Origin of the sequence: Nonomuraea sp. NBC_00507 (genome assembly GCF_036013525.1) — a bacterium.
Lineage (GTDB): Bacteria > Actinomycetota > Actinomycetes > Streptosporangiales > Streptosporangiaceae > Nonomuraea.
On the sequence record NZ_CP107853.1, the window covers coordinates 5,384,997 to 5,400,496 of the forward strand.

Annotated in this window: 18 protein-coding genes; 8 read left to right on the plus strand and 10 right to left on the minus strand. The window is 70.0% G+C overall.

Annotated features, from left to right (window positions below):
• Window positions 1-103: 103 nt before the first annotated feature.
• The 4 genes from OHA25_RS26225 to OHA25_RS26240 form a co-directional block, all read right to left on the minus strand.
• Entirely contained in the window at window positions 104-1,153 is a 1,050-nt protein-coding gene (locus OHA25_RS26225) for a glycosyltransferase family 2 protein (RefSeq protein ID WP_327590131.1), read from the minus strand.
• A 444-nt stretch (window positions 1,154-1,597) separates the two neighbouring features.
• Window positions 1,598-2,872: an extracellular catalytic domain type 1 short-chain-length polyhydroxyalkanoate depolymerase gene (locus OHA25_RS26230; protein ID WP_327590132.1), complete on the minus strand. Its 1,275-nt coding sequence runs from the start codon at window positions 2,870-2,872 to the stop codon at window positions 1,598-1,600.
• Window positions 2,873-3,028: 156 nt separating this feature from the next.
• On the minus strand, window positions 3,029-3,961 hold the full coding sequence (locus OHA25_RS26235) for a hypothetical protein (RefSeq protein ID WP_327590133.1): 933 nt from the start codon (window positions 3,959-3,961) through the stop codon (window positions 3,029-3,031).
• A gap of 58 nt (window positions 3,962-4,019) precedes the next feature.
• Entirely contained in the window at window positions 4,020-4,997 is a 978-nt protein-coding gene (locus OHA25_RS26240) for a helix-turn-helix transcriptional regulator (RefSeq protein ID WP_327590134.1), read from the minus strand.
• Between the two features lie 46 nt (window positions 4,998-5,043).
• Between OHA25_RS26240 and OHA25_RS26245 the strand changes: the two genes are divergently transcribed.
• Complete coding sequence (locus OHA25_RS26245) at window positions 5,044-5,484, plus strand: hypothetical protein (protein ID WP_327590135.1); 441 nt, start codon at window positions 5,044-5,046, stop codon at window positions 5,482-5,484.
• On the opposite strand, the gene OHA25_RS26250 is transcribed toward OHA25_RS26245, so the two are convergent.
• The 5 genes from OHA25_RS26250 to OHA25_RS26270 all read right to left on the minus strand — a co-directional run bounded on the left by OHA25_RS26250 (window position 5,471) and on the right by OHA25_RS26270 (window position 10,481).
• Window positions 5,471-5,806 (minus strand): hypothetical protein, encoded by a 336-nt coding sequence (locus tag OHA25_RS26250; RefSeq protein WP_327590136.1) that lies wholly within the window; start codon window positions 5,804-5,806, stop codon window positions 5,471-5,473. The genes OHA25_RS26245 and OHA25_RS26250 overlap by 14 nt on opposite strands.
• Window positions 5,807-5,912: 106 nt before the next feature.
• Window positions 5,913-6,371 carry a hypothetical protein gene (locus OHA25_RS26255; RefSeq protein ID WP_327590137.1) on the minus strand — a complete coding sequence of 153 codons (459 nt, stop codon included), beginning with the start codon at window positions 6,369-6,371 and terminating at the stop codon, window positions 5,913-5,915.
• Window positions 6,372-6,407: 36 nt separating this feature from the next.
• On the minus strand, window positions 6,408-8,204 hold the full coding sequence (nhaA, locus tag OHA25_RS26260; protein ID WP_327590138.1) for a Na+/H+ antiporter NhaA: 1,797 nt from the start codon (window positions 8,202-8,204) through the stop codon (window positions 6,408-6,410).
• 27 nt (window positions 8,205-8,231) lie between these two features.
• Window positions 8,232-8,921: a GAP family protein gene (locus tag OHA25_RS26265; RefSeq protein ID WP_327590139.1), complete on the minus strand. Its 690-nt coding sequence runs from the start codon at window positions 8,919-8,921 to the stop codon at window positions 8,232-8,234.
• 189 nt (window positions 8,922-9,110) lie between these two features.
• Window positions 9,111-10,481: a Dyp-type peroxidase gene (locus OHA25_RS26270; RefSeq protein WP_327590140.1), complete on the minus strand. Its 1,371-nt coding sequence runs from the start codon at window positions 10,479-10,481 to the stop codon at window positions 9,111-9,113.
• A 111-nt stretch (window positions 10,482-10,592) separates the two neighbouring features.
• On the opposite strand from OHA25_RS26270, the gene OHA25_RS26275 reads away from it, so the two are divergent.
• Window positions 10,593-11,129, plus strand: a complete 537-nt coding sequence (locus OHA25_RS26275) for a hypothetical protein (RefSeq protein ID WP_327590141.1) — start codon at window positions 10,593-10,595, stop codon at window positions 11,127-11,129.
• Here the strand turns inward: OHA25_RS26275 and OHA25_RS26280 are convergent.
• A complete protein-coding gene (locus OHA25_RS26280) occupies window positions 11,074-11,568 on the minus strand; it encodes a DUF523 domain-containing protein (RefSeq protein WP_327590142.1) in 495 nt (164 codons plus the stop codon). The two genes, OHA25_RS26275 and OHA25_RS26280, sit on opposite strands and share 56 nt — an antisense overlap.
• Window positions 11,569-11,706: 138 nt before the next feature.
• Between OHA25_RS26280 and OHA25_RS26285 the strand changes: the two genes are divergently transcribed.
• From OHA25_RS26285 to OHA25_RS26310, 6 genes are all read left to right on the plus strand, one after another.
• On the plus strand, window positions 11,707-12,069 hold the full coding sequence (locus OHA25_RS26285) for a hypothetical protein (RefSeq protein ID WP_327590143.1): 363 nt from the start codon (window positions 11,707-11,709) through the stop codon (window positions 12,067-12,069).
• Window positions 12,066-12,452: a hypothetical protein gene (locus tag OHA25_RS26290; RefSeq protein ID WP_305922432.1), complete on the plus strand. Its 387-nt coding sequence runs from the start codon at window positions 12,066-12,068 to the stop codon at window positions 12,450-12,452. Before OHA25_RS26285 ends, OHA25_RS26290 begins: the two co-directional genes overlap by 4 nt.
• 31 nt (window positions 12,453-12,483) lie before the next feature.
• On the plus strand, window positions 12,484-12,924 hold the full coding sequence (locus OHA25_RS26295) for an SRPBCC family protein (RefSeq protein ID WP_327590144.1): 441 nt from the start codon (window positions 12,484-12,486) through the stop codon (window positions 12,922-12,924).
• Between the two features lie 191 nt (window positions 12,925-13,115).
• The gene (locus OHA25_RS26300; protein ID WP_327590145.1) at window positions 13,116-14,339 is read left to right on the plus strand and encodes a CynX/NimT family MFS transporter; all 1,224 of its coding nucleotides are present in this window, start codon (window positions 13,116-13,118) and stop codon (window positions 14,337-14,339) included.
• On the plus strand, window positions 14,336-15,163 hold the full coding sequence (locus OHA25_RS26305) for a metal-dependent hydrolase (protein ID WP_327590146.1): 828 nt from the start codon (window positions 14,336-14,338) through the stop codon (window positions 15,161-15,163). Before OHA25_RS26300 ends, OHA25_RS26305 begins: the two co-directional genes overlap by 4 nt.
• Window positions 15,164-15,281: 118 nt before the next feature.
• The gene (locus OHA25_RS26310) at window positions 15,282-15,497 is read left to right on the plus strand and encodes a helix-turn-helix domain-containing protein (RefSeq protein WP_327590147.1); all 216 of its coding nucleotides are present in this window, start codon (window positions 15,282-15,284) and stop codon (window positions 15,495-15,497) included.
• Window positions 15,498-15,500: the final 3 nt, after the last annotated feature.

The window sequence follows — 15,500 nt, forward strand, 5'->3', positions numbered from 1 at the left end:
CCCTATGGACGGGCAAATGCGCCGTCTAGGGGACGAAACGTACTCGAAACCTAGATAACAGCGAATTTACGAAACTCGACAAAGGCTGTGGAGGCGGGTCTGGTCAGCGGCCTTTCTCGTACGTGAGGAGGCCGGGGGACAAGTGCAGGGGGACCATGATCAGCTCGACCGCCATGGCCTTCCAGGCGTAGTAGAGGTTGACGGCCTTGTTCAGGTAGACGAACGGCAGGTTGAACAGGACCTGGTGGAGGGGGAGGCGGCGGCGGCCGGCGGCGTAGAGGAGGGTGGGAGTGGTGAGGAGCAGCTCACTGCCCGCCCACCACGTCATCGTGCGGGCCACCGGCTCGTGCAGGGCCAGGGTGAGGATCAGCGGGGTGGCCCACCACAGCGGGGCGAGGAGGATCTCCAGGAGCGCGATCACGATCCAGGTCGCCAGCATGGGCTTGCGGGTGAGGAGGCGGGGGAGGTGCAGGCGGACGTTCTGCATGAAGCCCGCCATCCAGCGCCACACCTGCTTGCGGAGGTAGGTGAGGGTTTCCGGGTCGGCGGCCCAGGCCATGGCGTCGGAGACGTAAACCGCCCTGCGGTCCTCCAGTTGCTGGCTCCAGGTGAAGTCCATGTCCTCGACGATGGTCCGCTCGGGGAAGCCGCCGAATGCCGCGAGGGTGCTGCGCCTGAACACCGAGCAGCAGCCCGAGCAGACCATGGGGCTGTTGGCCAGTTGCTGGATCGGGCGGTGCCAGTGGAAGCCGAAGAGGTATTCGGTGGATCTGCCGCGCTCCCAGGGGGTGCGGGCGAATCGGGTCTGCACGTTTCCCGCAGCCACGCCCACCTCCGGGTCGTCGAAGGCGGGCTTGATGCGCTCGATGTAGTCGGGGGCGAGCACCGTGTCGGCGTCCACGGCCAGGACGAGGTCGGTGTCGCAGTGAGGGAGCGCGTGGTTCTGGGCCTTGGCCTTGCTTCCCAGGTTGCGGGGCGGGCGAAGGACCGTTGCGCCGTGGGCGGCGGCCACCTTGCTCGTGCGGTCGGTCGAGCCGTCGTCGATGACGATGACCTTCTCGGGTGGGACGGTCTGGGCGGCTATGGATCGCAGGGTCGCGGGCAGCCCGTCCTCCTCGTTGTGGGCCGGGACGATGATCGTGAGGGTCTTCACCTGCGCCTCCTTCGCAGCTTGAGAGCGATCAGGGTGACCAGGCCGACCATGGCGTAGATGATCATGCTGAACCCGAGCGTGGGCGGGCCTCCGGGCATATCGTGCTTCCTCTCGACGGGAGGGTGTGGTGGTGGGCGTCGTTCGTGCTGGTCGATGTGGCAACGAGGATGCCGGGCCGGCCGGGGTCGTGATGGGGGCGAATCGCATTCTGTGGATGCCGGGCGAGGGTGGGAATTGTCCTGTGGACAAGCCGCTCGGTGGCGCGCTCAACGCGGCCTGACGCCGCCCTGCGGTTGCGCCGCAGTGCCGGTGCCCGGCCCCCGGCCCCGGGTGCCCGGCCCCGGGTGCCCGGCCCCCGGGTGCCCGGCCCCCGGCGCCCGGCTCCCGGCCCCTGTGCCCGGTGCCCGGCGCCGGGTGATCCGGCGCCGGGCGGACAGGGGATCGTCAGGTGCAGGCGGCCCCGTTGAGCGTGAAGGCCGGCGGCTTGGCGGTGTTGCCGTTGTGCGTGGCCTGGAAGCCGAACTGCGTGGAGGCGCCCGGTGCGAGGGTGCCGTTGTAGCCGACGTTCCTGGCCGTGACCTGGCCGGAGTTGGGAGAGAGCGTCGCGTTCCACACGGAGGTGACCGTCTGGCCCGCGGGCAGCGTGAAGCCCAGGGACCAGGAGGACAGGTGCGTGGTGCTCGTGTTGGTGATCGTGGCGGCGGCCGTGAAGCCGGTGTTCCACGTGTTCATCGTGTACGTGACCTGGCACGCCCCCGGCGGCTGCGGACTCGGCGACTGCGACGGGCCGCCGCCCCCGGTGTTCAGCCCGAGGAACGCGATCGCGGCGGCGGCCATCCCGCCCATCGGCAGGTTGTGCCCGACGCCCTGAAGGCTGATGCCCTCGACCGGGACGGTCGTGCCGGTGCCTCCGTACCTGGTCCGCGTCCAGCCGGACTGGGGCTGGTCGGTGAGGCTCGGGGTCTGGCTCAGGCCGTGGACGTTGGTCCACTGCTTGATCTGCTCCTGGAAGTTCGGATAACGCAGCGTGGAGTCCTCGGTGCCGTGCCACACCTGCATGCGCGGACGGGGGCCGCTGTAGCCGGGGTACGCGGCGCGTACCAGGTCGCCCCACTGCTGCGGGGTCATGATGCGCTGGCCGTTGGCGCACTGGCTGTTCCAGCTCGACCCGTCCGTGGTGGCGAAGCAGCCGAAGGGCACGCCCATGAACGACACGCCTGCCTTGAACACGTCGGGGTAGGCGCCCAGCAGCACGTTCGTCATCATGCCGCCAGAGGACGCGCCCGTGGCATAGGTACGCTCGGGGTCGGTGTTGTAGCGCTGCTGGACGTACCTGACCATGGAGACGATGCCCACCGGGTCGCTGCCGCCGTCGTGCCGCAGTGCCTGCGGCGAGGAGACGTCGTAGCAGGAGCCGCTCCTGGTCGCCGACGGGTAGATCACGATGAACTTGTGCTGGTCGGCCAGCGCGGCGAACTCGGTGCCCGAGTAGAAGGCCGGGCCGGAGCCCGTGCAGTAGTGGACGGCCACCAGCAGTGCCGGGCGGGCGGGGATTCCGTCGGGGACATAGAGGTGCATGCGTAAGTTGGTGGGGTTGGTACCGAAACCGGTCACCTCCGTCAGCTGCGCCGAGGCCGCCGGCGGCGCCGTGATCAAGCTCGCGATGACGAGTGTCACCGCGGCGATCACGGCGCCCGCGATGCGGGCTGTCACCTTCATGGGACTCCTCTCTTCTTTGGAAACGTTGCGAGTAAGCGATGAAAGTTTCATACTGGCAACGTGCCTGATTGAGCTCCTGTGAGTGTCTCTTTGTGCGCTCGATCAGGGCATGAATCAAGCGGCGAACGGTACGAAACTTTCGGCGAGCGGTCGTCCTCAGGCCGTGAGCGCCGCCGCCGCCGTGAGCTCCCGCCACCACCGCTCCCGTTGCGTGGCACGCAGCAGGCGGTGGTGCAGGCGATGCAGGACCTTGGCGTTGTGGGTGTTGACCTCGAGCTCCTCGGCCCGCGCCAGCTCGCGCAGCGGGCGGCCGTGGCAGGTGGAGCAGCCGCACGTGCCCGCGCCGAGCCGCTCGACCGGCACGAACTCCAGCCGCTCCGGTACGAACGCGCTGCGTGCCCCGCCCCGCCGCCAGCCGCCGCTCGCCGCGTGCGGCTCTGAGCTCATGGTCGCGCTTGCTGCGGCCTCCGTTGGCTCGTCCCTCGCTCTCTCCGGCCTATCGCGCCGCTCCGGGTAGAGGTGGCGCAGCACCTCGCGGACGCCGACCGCGGCCCACTCGGCGCCGTGCGCCAGCGCGGCCAGCGCCGGCACGCCCGCCGAGAGGAGCGGGAACGGCAGCGGCCGGTACGGCGGCCCGTCCTCGACGACCAGCGCCACCGGCATCCCGTAGCCGGCGACCGCACGCAGGAGAACGGGCCGGTCCTCGGCGACCCACTGCGCGTGGACGGGAAGCACGGCGATCACACCGTCCCATTGGGCGGCCTGCTCAAGGATGGCGTGCAGGGCTTCATGGTCCCCTTTGCCGATATATCCGGAATCGGTGAGCGGGGCCGTCGCCCCCGACTCCACCTGGTCCGCGATCCAGTCCGCCGACAGCCTGGCCGTGCCCCGTACCCGCGCCGACCCCGCGTAACGCCGCCGATCGGCGAGCAGCGGCCCGTCGTAGCCGCTCCGGCGCACCATGCGGACCGCGTCGTGCCCGGCCTGGCCGGTGAAGACCAGGCCGGAGCCGGGATGCCCGGCCAGCGCCACCGCGTCGTAGACGTCCCTGACGCTGACCTGGACCAGCAGACGGTCGCGCAGGTCCATGGCGCGCTCTCCGGGGCGGGGGAGTCTTTACAGCGAAATATCCCCATAAATAAGGGGTTCAGGCGCTCCCGTACCGTTCCCCGAGCACCTTCGCCACGCCCGCCAGCCGATCACGCAGCTCGCCGGGGGCCAGCACCTCGGCGTCCACGCCCAGCCTGAGAAACTCCCCGAGCGCATGCTCGATCGACTCGATCGGCACCGTGACCCGAGTCCAGCCCTCCTGGTCCGGCGGCCCAGCGCTCTCCCGCGCCGCGGCCACCACCCCCGGCGTCATGAGGTTCGCCAGCCGCTCCAGGCCGCGCGGCGAGAGCCGGACCACCGCCTCACCCCACCGCAGGCTGGCCTCGAACGCGGCCAGGTATTCCTGCCAGTACGCCGCCAGATCGAAGCCCTCCGGCCGGGTGAACCCCTCCTCCAGCGGATGCAGCTCGAGGATCTGCGAGACCCGGTACGTGCGCACGTCCTCGCCCGCGCGCGCCACCAGATACCACCGCCCCGCCTTGACCACCAGCCCGTACGGGTCCAGCCGCCGCTCCACCTCCTGCGGCGCCTTCCACCGCCGGTATCTGACCTGGATGCGCCGCTCGTTCCAGACGGCGTCGGCCACGGCCGGCAGGTATGTGACCGGCTCCCGGTCCCGATACCAGGTGGGCGCGTCCAAGTGGAAGCGCTCCTGGATGCGTCCGGCCCGATCGCGCAGCTCGACCGGCAGCGCGGCCATCAGCTTGAGCTGCGCGGCCGTCACCACCGCGCCCAGCCCCAGCTCCGCCGCGGGACCCGGCAGCCCGGCCAGGAACAACGACTCCGCCTCGTCCGCGGTCAGGCCGGTGAGCCTGGTGCGGTAGCCGTCGAGCAGTTGGTAGCCGCCCTGTGGTCCGGCGTCGCCGTACAACGGAATGCCGGCCGCGTGGAGGGACTCGACGTCGCGGTAGATGGTGCGTACCGAGACCTCGAGCCGGTCGGCCAGCTCCCGCGCGGTCAGCCGGCCGCGCGTCTGCAGGAGCAGCAGGATCGAAACAAGGCGAGAAGCCCGCATATTCGCTGACATTACCTGTCAGTGACCCCGGCCTACGGTCGGCCGCATGAACGATTTCGACTTTCTCGCCGGCCGCTGGAACGTCGTCAACCGCCGCTTGGTGAAGCCGGGCGAATGGGACGAGTTTCCCGGGCGGTCGGTAGCGACCCGGCACTTCGACGGGGCGGCCAGCTTCGACGAGATCACCTTCCCGACCAAGGGCTCCAGCGGGCTGACCGTCCGCGTGTACAACCCGGAGACGCGGCAGTGGTCGATTTACTGGGCCAGCAGCAGGCTCGGCGTGCTCGACACCCGTCCCATGGTGGGCGCGTTCGAGGGGAACCGGGGCGAGTTCTTCGGCGAGGAGACCTACGAGGGCAGGCGGGTGCGGTGCCGGTTCATCTGGACCGTCATCGACCGGGACACGGCCCGGTGGGAGCAGGCCTTCTCGGAGGAGGGCGAGGAGGCCTGGGAGACGAACTGGGTCATGGAATTCACGCGCGCGTGACGCCGTGGAGCGCGCGCGGCATGCCGGTGGGCGTCGCGTCGGCGGTGCTGCGTACCCACAAGAGCGCGGCCACGGCCACGGCCGCGATCAGCAGCACCAGTCCGCCGACCACGATCACCCACCACCAGGCGGACTTCGGAGGCTTCGCCTCGTAGTGGGGCACGTCGGGCAGCATGTCCGGGGTGTACGGCAGGCGCTGCGTGGACGGAGAGTCCTGCCGATGCGGCGGTTGCGTGGGATGGGGGTAACGGTGCCTGATCGTCTGGTCGGGATCCGGGTCCTGCCGGTCAGGCTGATCTGGATTCATGAGGCCCTCGAGCACGCTGCGGAGTGTCGGGTTTTCCGCCCACATTGTCACACTCTCGCCGGTTTTCCCGTCCAGGTGGCATGACATCGGGACGCGCGACGGGAGCCGGCGGCCGGCGAGATCAGCTGGGACGCGTATCCCAGGGGTTGAAGGGTGGATTCGGCGGGTTCTGCCGGCCGGGCGGCTGCTGCTGGAAGGGCGGCTGCCCCCACTCGGGCTGCTGCTGCGGCGGCTGTCGGCCCGGCCCCTGGGGTGGCGCGGGCTGCTGTGGGTTGCGCCGGGTCACCACGGCCCCGATCAGCAGGGCCGTGCCGGTGAGGTTGAAGAGCAGGGAGATGGTGTTCGAGATGGTGAGCGCCGGCGCCAAGCCCACGAGGTCGGCCACCGCCTCGTCGACGAGGCCCCGTGCGATGTTGAACACCGTTCCCACCAGTAGCACGACGCAGCCCATGATCCCGATGACCGACGCGCGCCCGTGGTCGCGTCTGCGCATCGCCATCATGATGATGCCGCCCACCAGCAGCACGCTCAGCAGGATGAGGCCCGCGATGGTGACGATGGCGAAGGACGTGCTGATCATCAAAGGGCTCCCGCAGGTGAGGCGACGCCGAAGACCTTACGGGGATTTGCGTAGTTCTTCCAAGGCCCGGCTGATCGAAGCCAGGTTCAGCGGACCCTGGTAACGCACGCCGTTCAGGAAGAGCGTGGGCGTGCCACGCACCCCGCTGTCGCGCCCCGACGCCTCGTCGAGCCCGATCCTGGAGACGTGTCTCGGCACGTCGGACCAGGGCTCGACATCCAGCTGGGCGGCATAGTGCGCCAGGTCGGCGTCCGTGAGGAAGCGCTGGTTGTCGTAGAGGATGTCGTGCATTTCCCAGAACCTGTCCTGATCGGCCGCGGCCTCGGCGACTATCGCGGCAGGCGCGGCCCGGGGGTGCAGGGTCCTGAGCGGGAAGTGCCGGAACACCAGCCGTACGTCGGGGTTCTTGTCGCGGAGCTCCTCCAGCACGGGATGGAGGCGGCCGCAGTAGGGGCACTCGAAATCGCCGTACTCCACGATCGTGATCCTGGCGTCCTGCGGACCCCGCACGTGGTCGCCGGGCCCCACGGGTACGGACAGCAGCTCCGACAGCTCCTCGTCCGGCTCGGCCTCGGGCGGAGCGCAGACCCCGCCCCGATCCCAGGCCATCCGGAAGATCGCCCAGCCGAGCAGGGCGGAGAGCAGCGACCCGGCCAGGATGCCGATCTTCGCCTCGGCCTGGATCGCCGGATCGTCGAAGGCCAGGTCCACGATGAACAACGCCACGGTGAACCCGATCCCGGACACGGCGGCCCCGCCCAGCAGCTGACCCCACACCAGGTTTCCGGGCAGGATGCCCCATCCGAACCTGAGCGGCAGCCACGTGCCGAGCGAGATCCCGATGAACTTCCCCAGCAGCAGCCCCAGCGCCACGCCGATGGCCACCGGCGACGTCAGCGCCGCACGCAGGGTCTCGGCGTCGAGCCGCACGCCGGCGTTCGCCAGTGCGAACACCGGCACGATCACATAGCTGCTCCACGGGTGCAGCCGCAGCTGCAGCCGCTCGTTCACGGAAACGGCCATCTGGACCCGCCGCGCGGCCTCCCTGGCCGCCCGCGCGCTCGGCTCGGTGGTGAACTCGTGCACCGCCTCGCCGGCCATCAGCAGCTTATGGTCGGTCGGGGCGTATACGAAGACCAGGACGCCCAGCGCGATCCCGATGAGCGTGGGGTGGATCCCGCTCTCCAACGTGGCCACCCAGAGCCCGAACCCCAGCACGATGTACGCCGGCGCGCGCCAGATCTTCAACCACCGCAACGTCACGATCGCGGCCAGCAGCACGGCGGCCACCACGAGGGCGGGCAGGGCCAGGCTCTCGGTGTAGAACAGGGCGATGATGATGATCGCCAGCACGTCGTCCACGATGGCCAGGGTCAGCAGGAAAGCCCGCAGCGGATCGGGACACCGGGCGCCCACGACGGCCAGCACGCCCAGCACGAAAGCGGTGTCGGTGGCGATCGGCACGCCCCACCCGGCGGCTCCGGGCCCGCCGAAGTTGAGCAGCAGGTAGATCCCGGCCGGCACCAGCATCCCGCCCAAGGCCGCCACCGCCGGCACCGCGATCAGCCGCCGATCCCGCAGCTGCCCGAGCCGCATCTCGTAGGAGACCTCGAGCCCGACGACGAAGAAGAACAGCGTCATGAGGCCGTCGTTGACCCAGTGCCGCAGATCCAGCGAGAAGACGGCGTCCCCGAAGGACAGACCCATCGGCGTGTGCCAGAAGGCCTCGTACGTGTCCCCCCACGGGGAATTCGCCCAGAGCAGGGCCAAGGCGGTGGCGACGAGCAACACGCTCGTACTGCCGGCCTCGGTCCTGAAAAAGGCTCGCAACATCTCAGATCTCCCCCTGGAGATCTGATCCTAGGGTCCCTTGGAGAACAGGTAGGACGCCGCATCCAAGGCAAGCAGCAATCCGACGATGGCCAGGGCCCAGCTGACCATCGAGGCCGAGTTCTTGGTGAGCCACGCCCGCAGCCGCTCCAGCTTCGGCTCCAGCCAGGATGCGGCCACCGCGCGCAGCCCCATGAGCGCCAGCGGCGGCACGATCATGATGAGCACGTAGCCGGCGAGCAGCGGCAGCCACTGCCCCGGGGGCAGGCCGGAGGTGGTCATGATGCCGACGGCCGCCAGGTACGGCACCATCGTCGCCACCTCGACCACCCCGGCCGTCAGCCCGAGCATCACCATGACGCGCGGGCCGCCGGTGCGCGGCTCGAACCGGCGCTCCGGCTTGCCCAGCTTCGCCCGCCTCTTGGGGTCGAACCTGTAGCTGAGCGCGAACAGCCCCACCCCCAGGACGAGCTGCACCCAGTACGCCGGGCGGCTGTACAGCGCGTCGCCGAAGCTCTCCATGGCCGCCGCCAGCCCCATTGTCAGTGCCACCCCGAGGAGGAAGTAGAAGAGCGCGATGGTGCCGAGGTAGATCAGCAGCCGGGACACGCGGGATCGTTCCGAGGCCAGCAGGAGGTAGATGGGGATGACCAGGGTGCCGAAGCTGGTGCTGTCGACCACCGCCAGGGCGGCGAGGGTGAGCATCAGTCCGATCGTCATGTGACGATCCTCTGGTCTCGGGGGCGCGGGCGCCTCCTCCACCGGACCGAAACCGGCGTACATCCTTCGATGCATCCTCACTCGTCCTTGGCCAGGTCTGCGTCCTTGGCCCGTTCCTCGCGCCGCTGTCGGGCAGCAAAGGCGCCGGCCGCGCACCCTCGGTCTCACGGGTGTGCGGCCGGCTGATGATCAGAGATTGCGCAGATACGCGAGGGACGGCGCGAAGAAGTACTCCCCGCCCTTCATGGTGACCGTCTGCGCCACCTGGGCCTGCGGGGGCGACATCTCCGGCTTGCCCCAGACTTTGGGGAAGGCGACCTTGATGTCCCGGTCTCCCTGGCCGATGACCGGGTCGTGGCCGGTTGCCGGGTTCTCGAAGTCCGGGTTGTTCGCCCAGGTCTGCTGCGTGAACTCGAACTGGCTGATCAAGCTGCTGTTGAACGCCATGAACAGCAGTCCGACCTCGCCGCTCGGCCGGTTCTCCGGCGGCGAGTCGTCCGACGGGTCGTCCGCGCGCTCCCCGTACGTCTGCCCGCGCCTGGCCATGATCACCTCACGCCCGAACGAACGCGGGTTCGTCTTCCTGACGTGGCCGCTGAACGGGCACTTGCCGCCGTCGTCTCCGTCGTAGGTGAAGTCGTTGGCCACCGGCCCGCCGGCCGCCTTCGCCTTGCTGGTCAGCGGCGTGCCGTCCTTGAAGCGGCCGACCAGCATGGCGCCCGCCCGGTCGCGGTCGGCGCCGGTCAGGCCGAGGCCGTCGGCCAGGTCCCGCTCGATCTCCTTGAACGCCCTGACGTTCTGCTCCAGCTTCCTGAACACGAAGTAGCTGCCGTGGTGGCGCACGGGGTTCGGCGCGAGCGGGTCCGGCACCAGCACGTTGGCCAGCGGGAACGCCGGGTCCCAGCGCTTGCGCGGCTCCCGTTCCACCTCGTCCTTCAGGAACAGCGGCTGGCTGCGGCCGTCCACGTACCCGAAGTGCTCGATGCCGTCGCCGGCCGGGTTGCGCATGCCCTGCCCCGTCTCCTCGCCGAGCAGCCGGGCGCTGTCCGGCAGCTCGGCGAGGATCTCCTCGCGCAGCGCCGCCACCGACTCGGGCTCGGCGTCGCCGATGAGGATGACGGCGTGGATCTCCCGCTGGAAGACCCACTCCCACTGGTCCACCGGCGGGTCGTTCACCTCGGCGATCCGCCGCTTCATGCCGTCACGGAACACCTTGTCGCCGAACTTGCGCACCTCGTCCAGCGAGTGGCCGAGATCGATGTATCCGGCCTTGCTGATGCCGATGCCGACGTACGGCGTGCCGGGGCGGCCGCGGGCGGCGAACTCGCGTACCTCCTCCAGGTGCTTGCGCGCCGACTTCATCTTGGTGGTCGCGATGTGCCGCAGGAACGCCCTGCCCTCGGGCACATCGTTGAACCGGACGAACAGAACGGACAGGTGCTCGCGTACATGCGCGCGCAGGATGTTCGGCTGGAGATTGTCCAGCATCGCTTTGGTGTCCGCGTTGAGCGTGGCCGAGTCCCAGGCCAGGGGTCGTTCATTGTTCAGGTCGACAGGCATTGTCGAATCCCTTTCCCCGTTTCCGAATGAATCGGGCCCCCAGGCGCGTCCCACCGATCCAACGCGCCCCATCTGTACGACTCGTGGGAGGCTGGGAAGGTTTCCGGAAAAATGAGGATTTCTCCCGCGCGGCTCTACTGCGCACGTAGTACCGCGACGGCCTCCCTGGGGACGATGGCCGGGACGGGCCGCGGTGGGACCGTGGTCGGCATGGACGCACTGCGCAAAGCCTTGGGCGGGCTCTCGCTGCTCTATGCGCTGGTCTTCTTCGCGGCCATGCTGCTGCACTCCGGGGTCGCGCTCGGCCCGCTGACCCAGCCCGTGATCATCCCTGCCTCGATCGTGGAGACGGTGTGCAGCCTCGCCATGCTCGCCGGGTCGTACGGCGCGCTGTCCGGGCGGGAGTGGGCCTGGGACGGGCTGATCTACACGCACGCGGCCGCGCTGGGCGGTGTGCTGATGGGCATGCTGGCGATCGCGATGAAACCGGGGGCCGAGGCCACCACGCTGCTGCTCTGGTATCACGGCACGATCGCGGCCGCGCTGGCCGGCGGCCTCGGCGCGGCCTTCTACGTCTCCCGGGTGCGCCCGGTCACGACTCCAGGGTCCGCAGGTAGGCGGCGGCCTCGTCGACGTGCTCCTCGGTGAACACCCGGATGCCGTTGGACTCCAGCAGCGCCGTCGTGACACCCTGACCGGGCGTGCGACGGCCGCGGAACGTGCCGTCGTAGATCGACAGCGCGCCGCACGACGGGCTGCCTTCCTTCAAGACCGCCAGCCGGATCCCGAAGGACCGGGCGACGGCGAGCGCGGCGTGCGCGCCCGCCAGGAACTCGGCCGTCACGTCGGACCCGCCGGTCGCCACCACGCGGGCGGCGCCGGCGAGCACCGCCGCCCCGCCGGCCCCACCGGCGATCTCGGCGGCCGGGCGCGGGATCGGCAGCCCACCCTCCACCTCCGGGCAGAACGGCACCAGCCGCCCCTCCTCGCGCCAGCCGGCCAGCAAGGCGTCCGAGCTGGTCTTGGCGCCGCCGTCGTAACGCACCCGGCGGCCCATCAGGCAGGCGCTGACGAGGATCCTCTCCACGTCTTCGATCCTATGAGCAACCAGCCCTGCCACCGCCACACCACGTGGCCCCTTGGCATCGGTGAGCCCGCGGCCGGCGCCGACGATCGAGCCGGGTGTGCCGGGAGGGCGGCCCACCCTGGCGATACCCTTACCGCGATGAACACCACCGTCTCCACGATCGTCATCGCCGGCTCGCTGGTCCTCATGCTGGCGAGTGCGATCGTCGCGATCCGCAACCGGCCGATGGGCATGGTGCTGCTGATCGGCTTCGCCGTGCTCGAGGTGGCGGTGCTGGTGCAGCTGGGCTTCGTGATCGCGGCCGTGGCCAGGGGAGAGGGCCCCGAGGACAAGGTCACGCTGTGGGGCTACCTCGCCGGCCAGGTCGTGATCCCGCCGGCCGGGGTGTTCCTGGCGCTGGCGGAGCGGAGCAGGTGGGGGTCGGCGATCCTGGCCGTGGCCGGGTTCGCGATCGCGGTGATGACGGGCCGGCTGCTGCAGATCTGGCAAGGAGTGGCGTGAGCGCGTCCTCCTCGCTCGGCACCGGGCCCGGGCGTGCCCTGATCGCCGTCTACGGGTTGTTCTCGCTGGCCGCCGGGGCGCGGGCGGCGGTGCAGATCGCCGGCAGGTTCCAGGAGGCGCCGCTGGCGTACTCGCTGTCGGCGTTCGCCGCGCTGGTCTACATCCTGCTCACCGTCGCGCTCTGGCGCGGGGCCCGGCGCGTGGCGCTGGTCGCGCTCGGCATCGAGCTGGCGGGCGTGCTCGTCATCGGCACCGCCAGCCTCCTCGACCCGGCCGCCTTCCCCGACGAGACCGTCTGGTCCGCCTACGGCAAGGGCTATCTGTTCATCCCGTTGGTGCTGCCCGTCGTCGGCCTCTACTGGTTGCTGCGCCGAAGGCGTTAACGGGCGGCGTGCCCGGGCAGAGGCGCACCCCATGAGCACGATCGAGCACTCAATCGACGTCGAGGTCCCCATCACGGTGGCCTACAACCAGTGGACGCAGTTCGAGAGCTTCTCCGAGTTCATGGAAGGCGTGGAGTCGGTCAAGCAGATCAGCGACACGCGTACGGCCTGGGTCGCGGAGATCGCCGGAGTGCGGCGCGAGTTCGAGGCCGACATCACCGAGCAGCACCCGGACGAGCGGATCGCCTGGCGCACCACCGACAAGCCGCACCAGGCCGGCGTGGTCACCTTCCACCGGCTCGACGACAACACGACCAGGGTCACGCTGCAGATGGAGTACGACCCCGAGGGCTTCGTCGAGACCGCCGGCGACTGGCTGCAGCTGGTCCGCCTGCGCGTGGTGGGCGACATGAAGCGCTTCAAGATGTTCATCGAGTCGAGACCCCCGGAGGGCCCCCGCCCGGTCATGTGAGCCACGGCGGCCGCCCGCGCGCCCCTGCGCCGCGGCTGTCCGTCCGTTCGCGCCCGACGGCTGCGATCGCGGCGCTACGTGAGCCGCGCCACATCACAAGCCCGGCACGGCGGCCAGGAATAAACGTATGTTTCGGTCCTGTTACACTGGCCATTCATCCCATGATTAGATGAGTGGAGGACCGTGCTCACATGAGCGTGCTCACCCAAGAGCCTCGGGGGAGAACTGCACCCCTCGCCTGGCTGCTCGTGTTGGGAATCGTCCTCGCCGCACTCAATCTCCGCACCGCCGTCACCAGCGTCGGTCCTCTTCTCGATCAACTCGCCGGCGCGCTCGGCATGTCGAGCGTGGGCACCGGACTGCTCACTGCCCTGCCCGTCCTGGCCTTCGCCGGCGTGGGCGCCGTCACCCCGGCGCTGGCCAGCCGGGTCGGGGAGCACCGGCTGCTCCTGCTGGCCCTGCTCACGCTGGGCGCGGGCATGCTGGTCAGGGCGCTGGTCGAGTCCGCGCCGGTGTTCCTGCTGAGCAGCGCGGTCGCGCTGTCCGGCGGGGCCGTCGGCAACGTGCTCATCCCGACGCTGATCAAGCGTCACTTCCCGGCCCGCACCGGGATCATGACCACCGTCTACACCACGGCCCTGGCGACGGGCACCATGCTGGCCGCCGCCGCGACCGTGCCGATCGAGCGTGCCTCGGGGGACTGGCACATCGCGCTCGGCGTGTGGGCGGCCCTGGCCGCCGTCGCCGCCATTCCGTGGCTTGCGCTGCTGCGCAGTGAGCCGGAGCGGGACGCGGGCAGCAGGGACTCGGGCATCCGCCGGATGCTCCGCAGCCGGATGGCCTGGATGATCGCGACGTACTTCGGCACCCAGTCGATGATCGCCTACATCATGCTCGGCTGGTTCGCCACGATTCTCGTCGACGGCGGCTACAGCACCTCGCAGGCCGGGCTGATCCTCGGGGTGTTCACCGCGCTGAACATCCCCGTCTCGGCCGTCGTGCCCATGGTCGCCGCCCGGTTCCGGGACCAGCGTCCCGTGGTGGTCGGGCTCGTGGCGTTCTACGCGGCCGGGTTCCTCGGGCTCTGGGCCGGGCCGATGTCGTGGGCGCTGGTGTGGGCGGTGCTGATCACCGTCGGCATGGGGTCGTTCCCGCTGGCGCTGATGATGCTGGGCCTGCGCACCCGTACGCCGGAGACCACGGCCGGGTTGTCGGCGTTCGGCCAGAGCGCCGGCTACCTGATGGCGGGTGCCGGCCCGCTGCTGGTCGGCGTGCTGTACCAGATGACGGGGGGTTGGGCGCTGACGTACACGATGATCTTCGCTGTCCTGGTCGTGCAGCTCCTCACCGGCCTGTACGTCGGCCGCGACCGCTACCTGGAGGACGAGCGGCCCGCTGGGACAATGACGAGGTGAAATCCACTGCCGTCACCTTTCCCGGCGGCCAGGTCTCGGGCCGCTCTCAGATCGTCGGGACCGTGCCGGCGGGGGACCGGCACGGCCTCGTCGTCGCCGAGACCCCGTTCCATCCCCTCGACCACACCTGGCCTGACCAGCCGGCCGACCGCGGCACGGTCGGCGGCGTGCCGGTGCTCGACTGCGTGACAGGGGCCCAGTCGAGCACTGGCGAGGTCTTCCTTGGCGAGGCCATCCCGGTGCAGCGCGGCGCCGAAGGCTGGGAGTGGCTGGTCGTCCACGTGACCGAGACGCCGCTGCCCGTGGGGGCCGAGGTGGAGCTGGAGGTCGACGCCGCGTTCCGTACGGCGCTCTCGGCCGGGCACACCGCGTGCCATCTGGCCGCTCTCGCGCTCAACGCGGCCCTCGCCGGCCTGTGGCGCAAGCAGGCGCCGCTGGACGCGCTCGGGCACCCCGACTTCGACCAGGCGGCGATCACCTCCTCGCGGATCGCCGAATACGGCAGCGTGGACGTCTACCGCCTGGGCAAGTCGCTGCGCAAGAAGGGGTTCTCCGCGGAGGGCCTGGACCCTGAGCTCGTCGCCCAGCAGGCGAACGACCGGCTCAAGGCCTGGGTGGCCGCCGACGCGCCGGTCCGGCTGGACGTACCGGGGCCCGGTCTGACGGCGCGCCGTACCTGGCACTGCTCGTTGCCCGAGGGTGAGGCGTCGATCCCGTGCGGTGGCACGCACGTCACCCGCACGGCGGAGCTGGGCCGGGTCGAGGTCACGCTCTCCCTGGAGGACGCGACCTTGACCATGCACACCACGACCCGCGCCGTCTAAAGACCGGGCAGGAAGCCGAGCACCCGCTTCCAGGCGTCCTCACAGGCCGCGGAGATGCCGGGAAATTCGTTGTCAGCATATGCTGACAACGGGCCGCGTGTCAGCATATGCTGACACTATGGAAGTCACCGAACTAGCCGTGGCGGCCGCAGATCACGATCCCGGGGTGGGCCTGGCGGCGGTGGCCGCGCTCAGGACCCTGCTGGAGGAGCTGGAGGCGATGCACGTGTCGAACGCCCGCGCTCAAGGCTGGTCGTGGGAGCAGATCGCCGACGCGCTGGGGGTTCGGCGGCAGACCGCTCATCGCAAGCACGCTCACCGGACAAGGGGGTAGCGC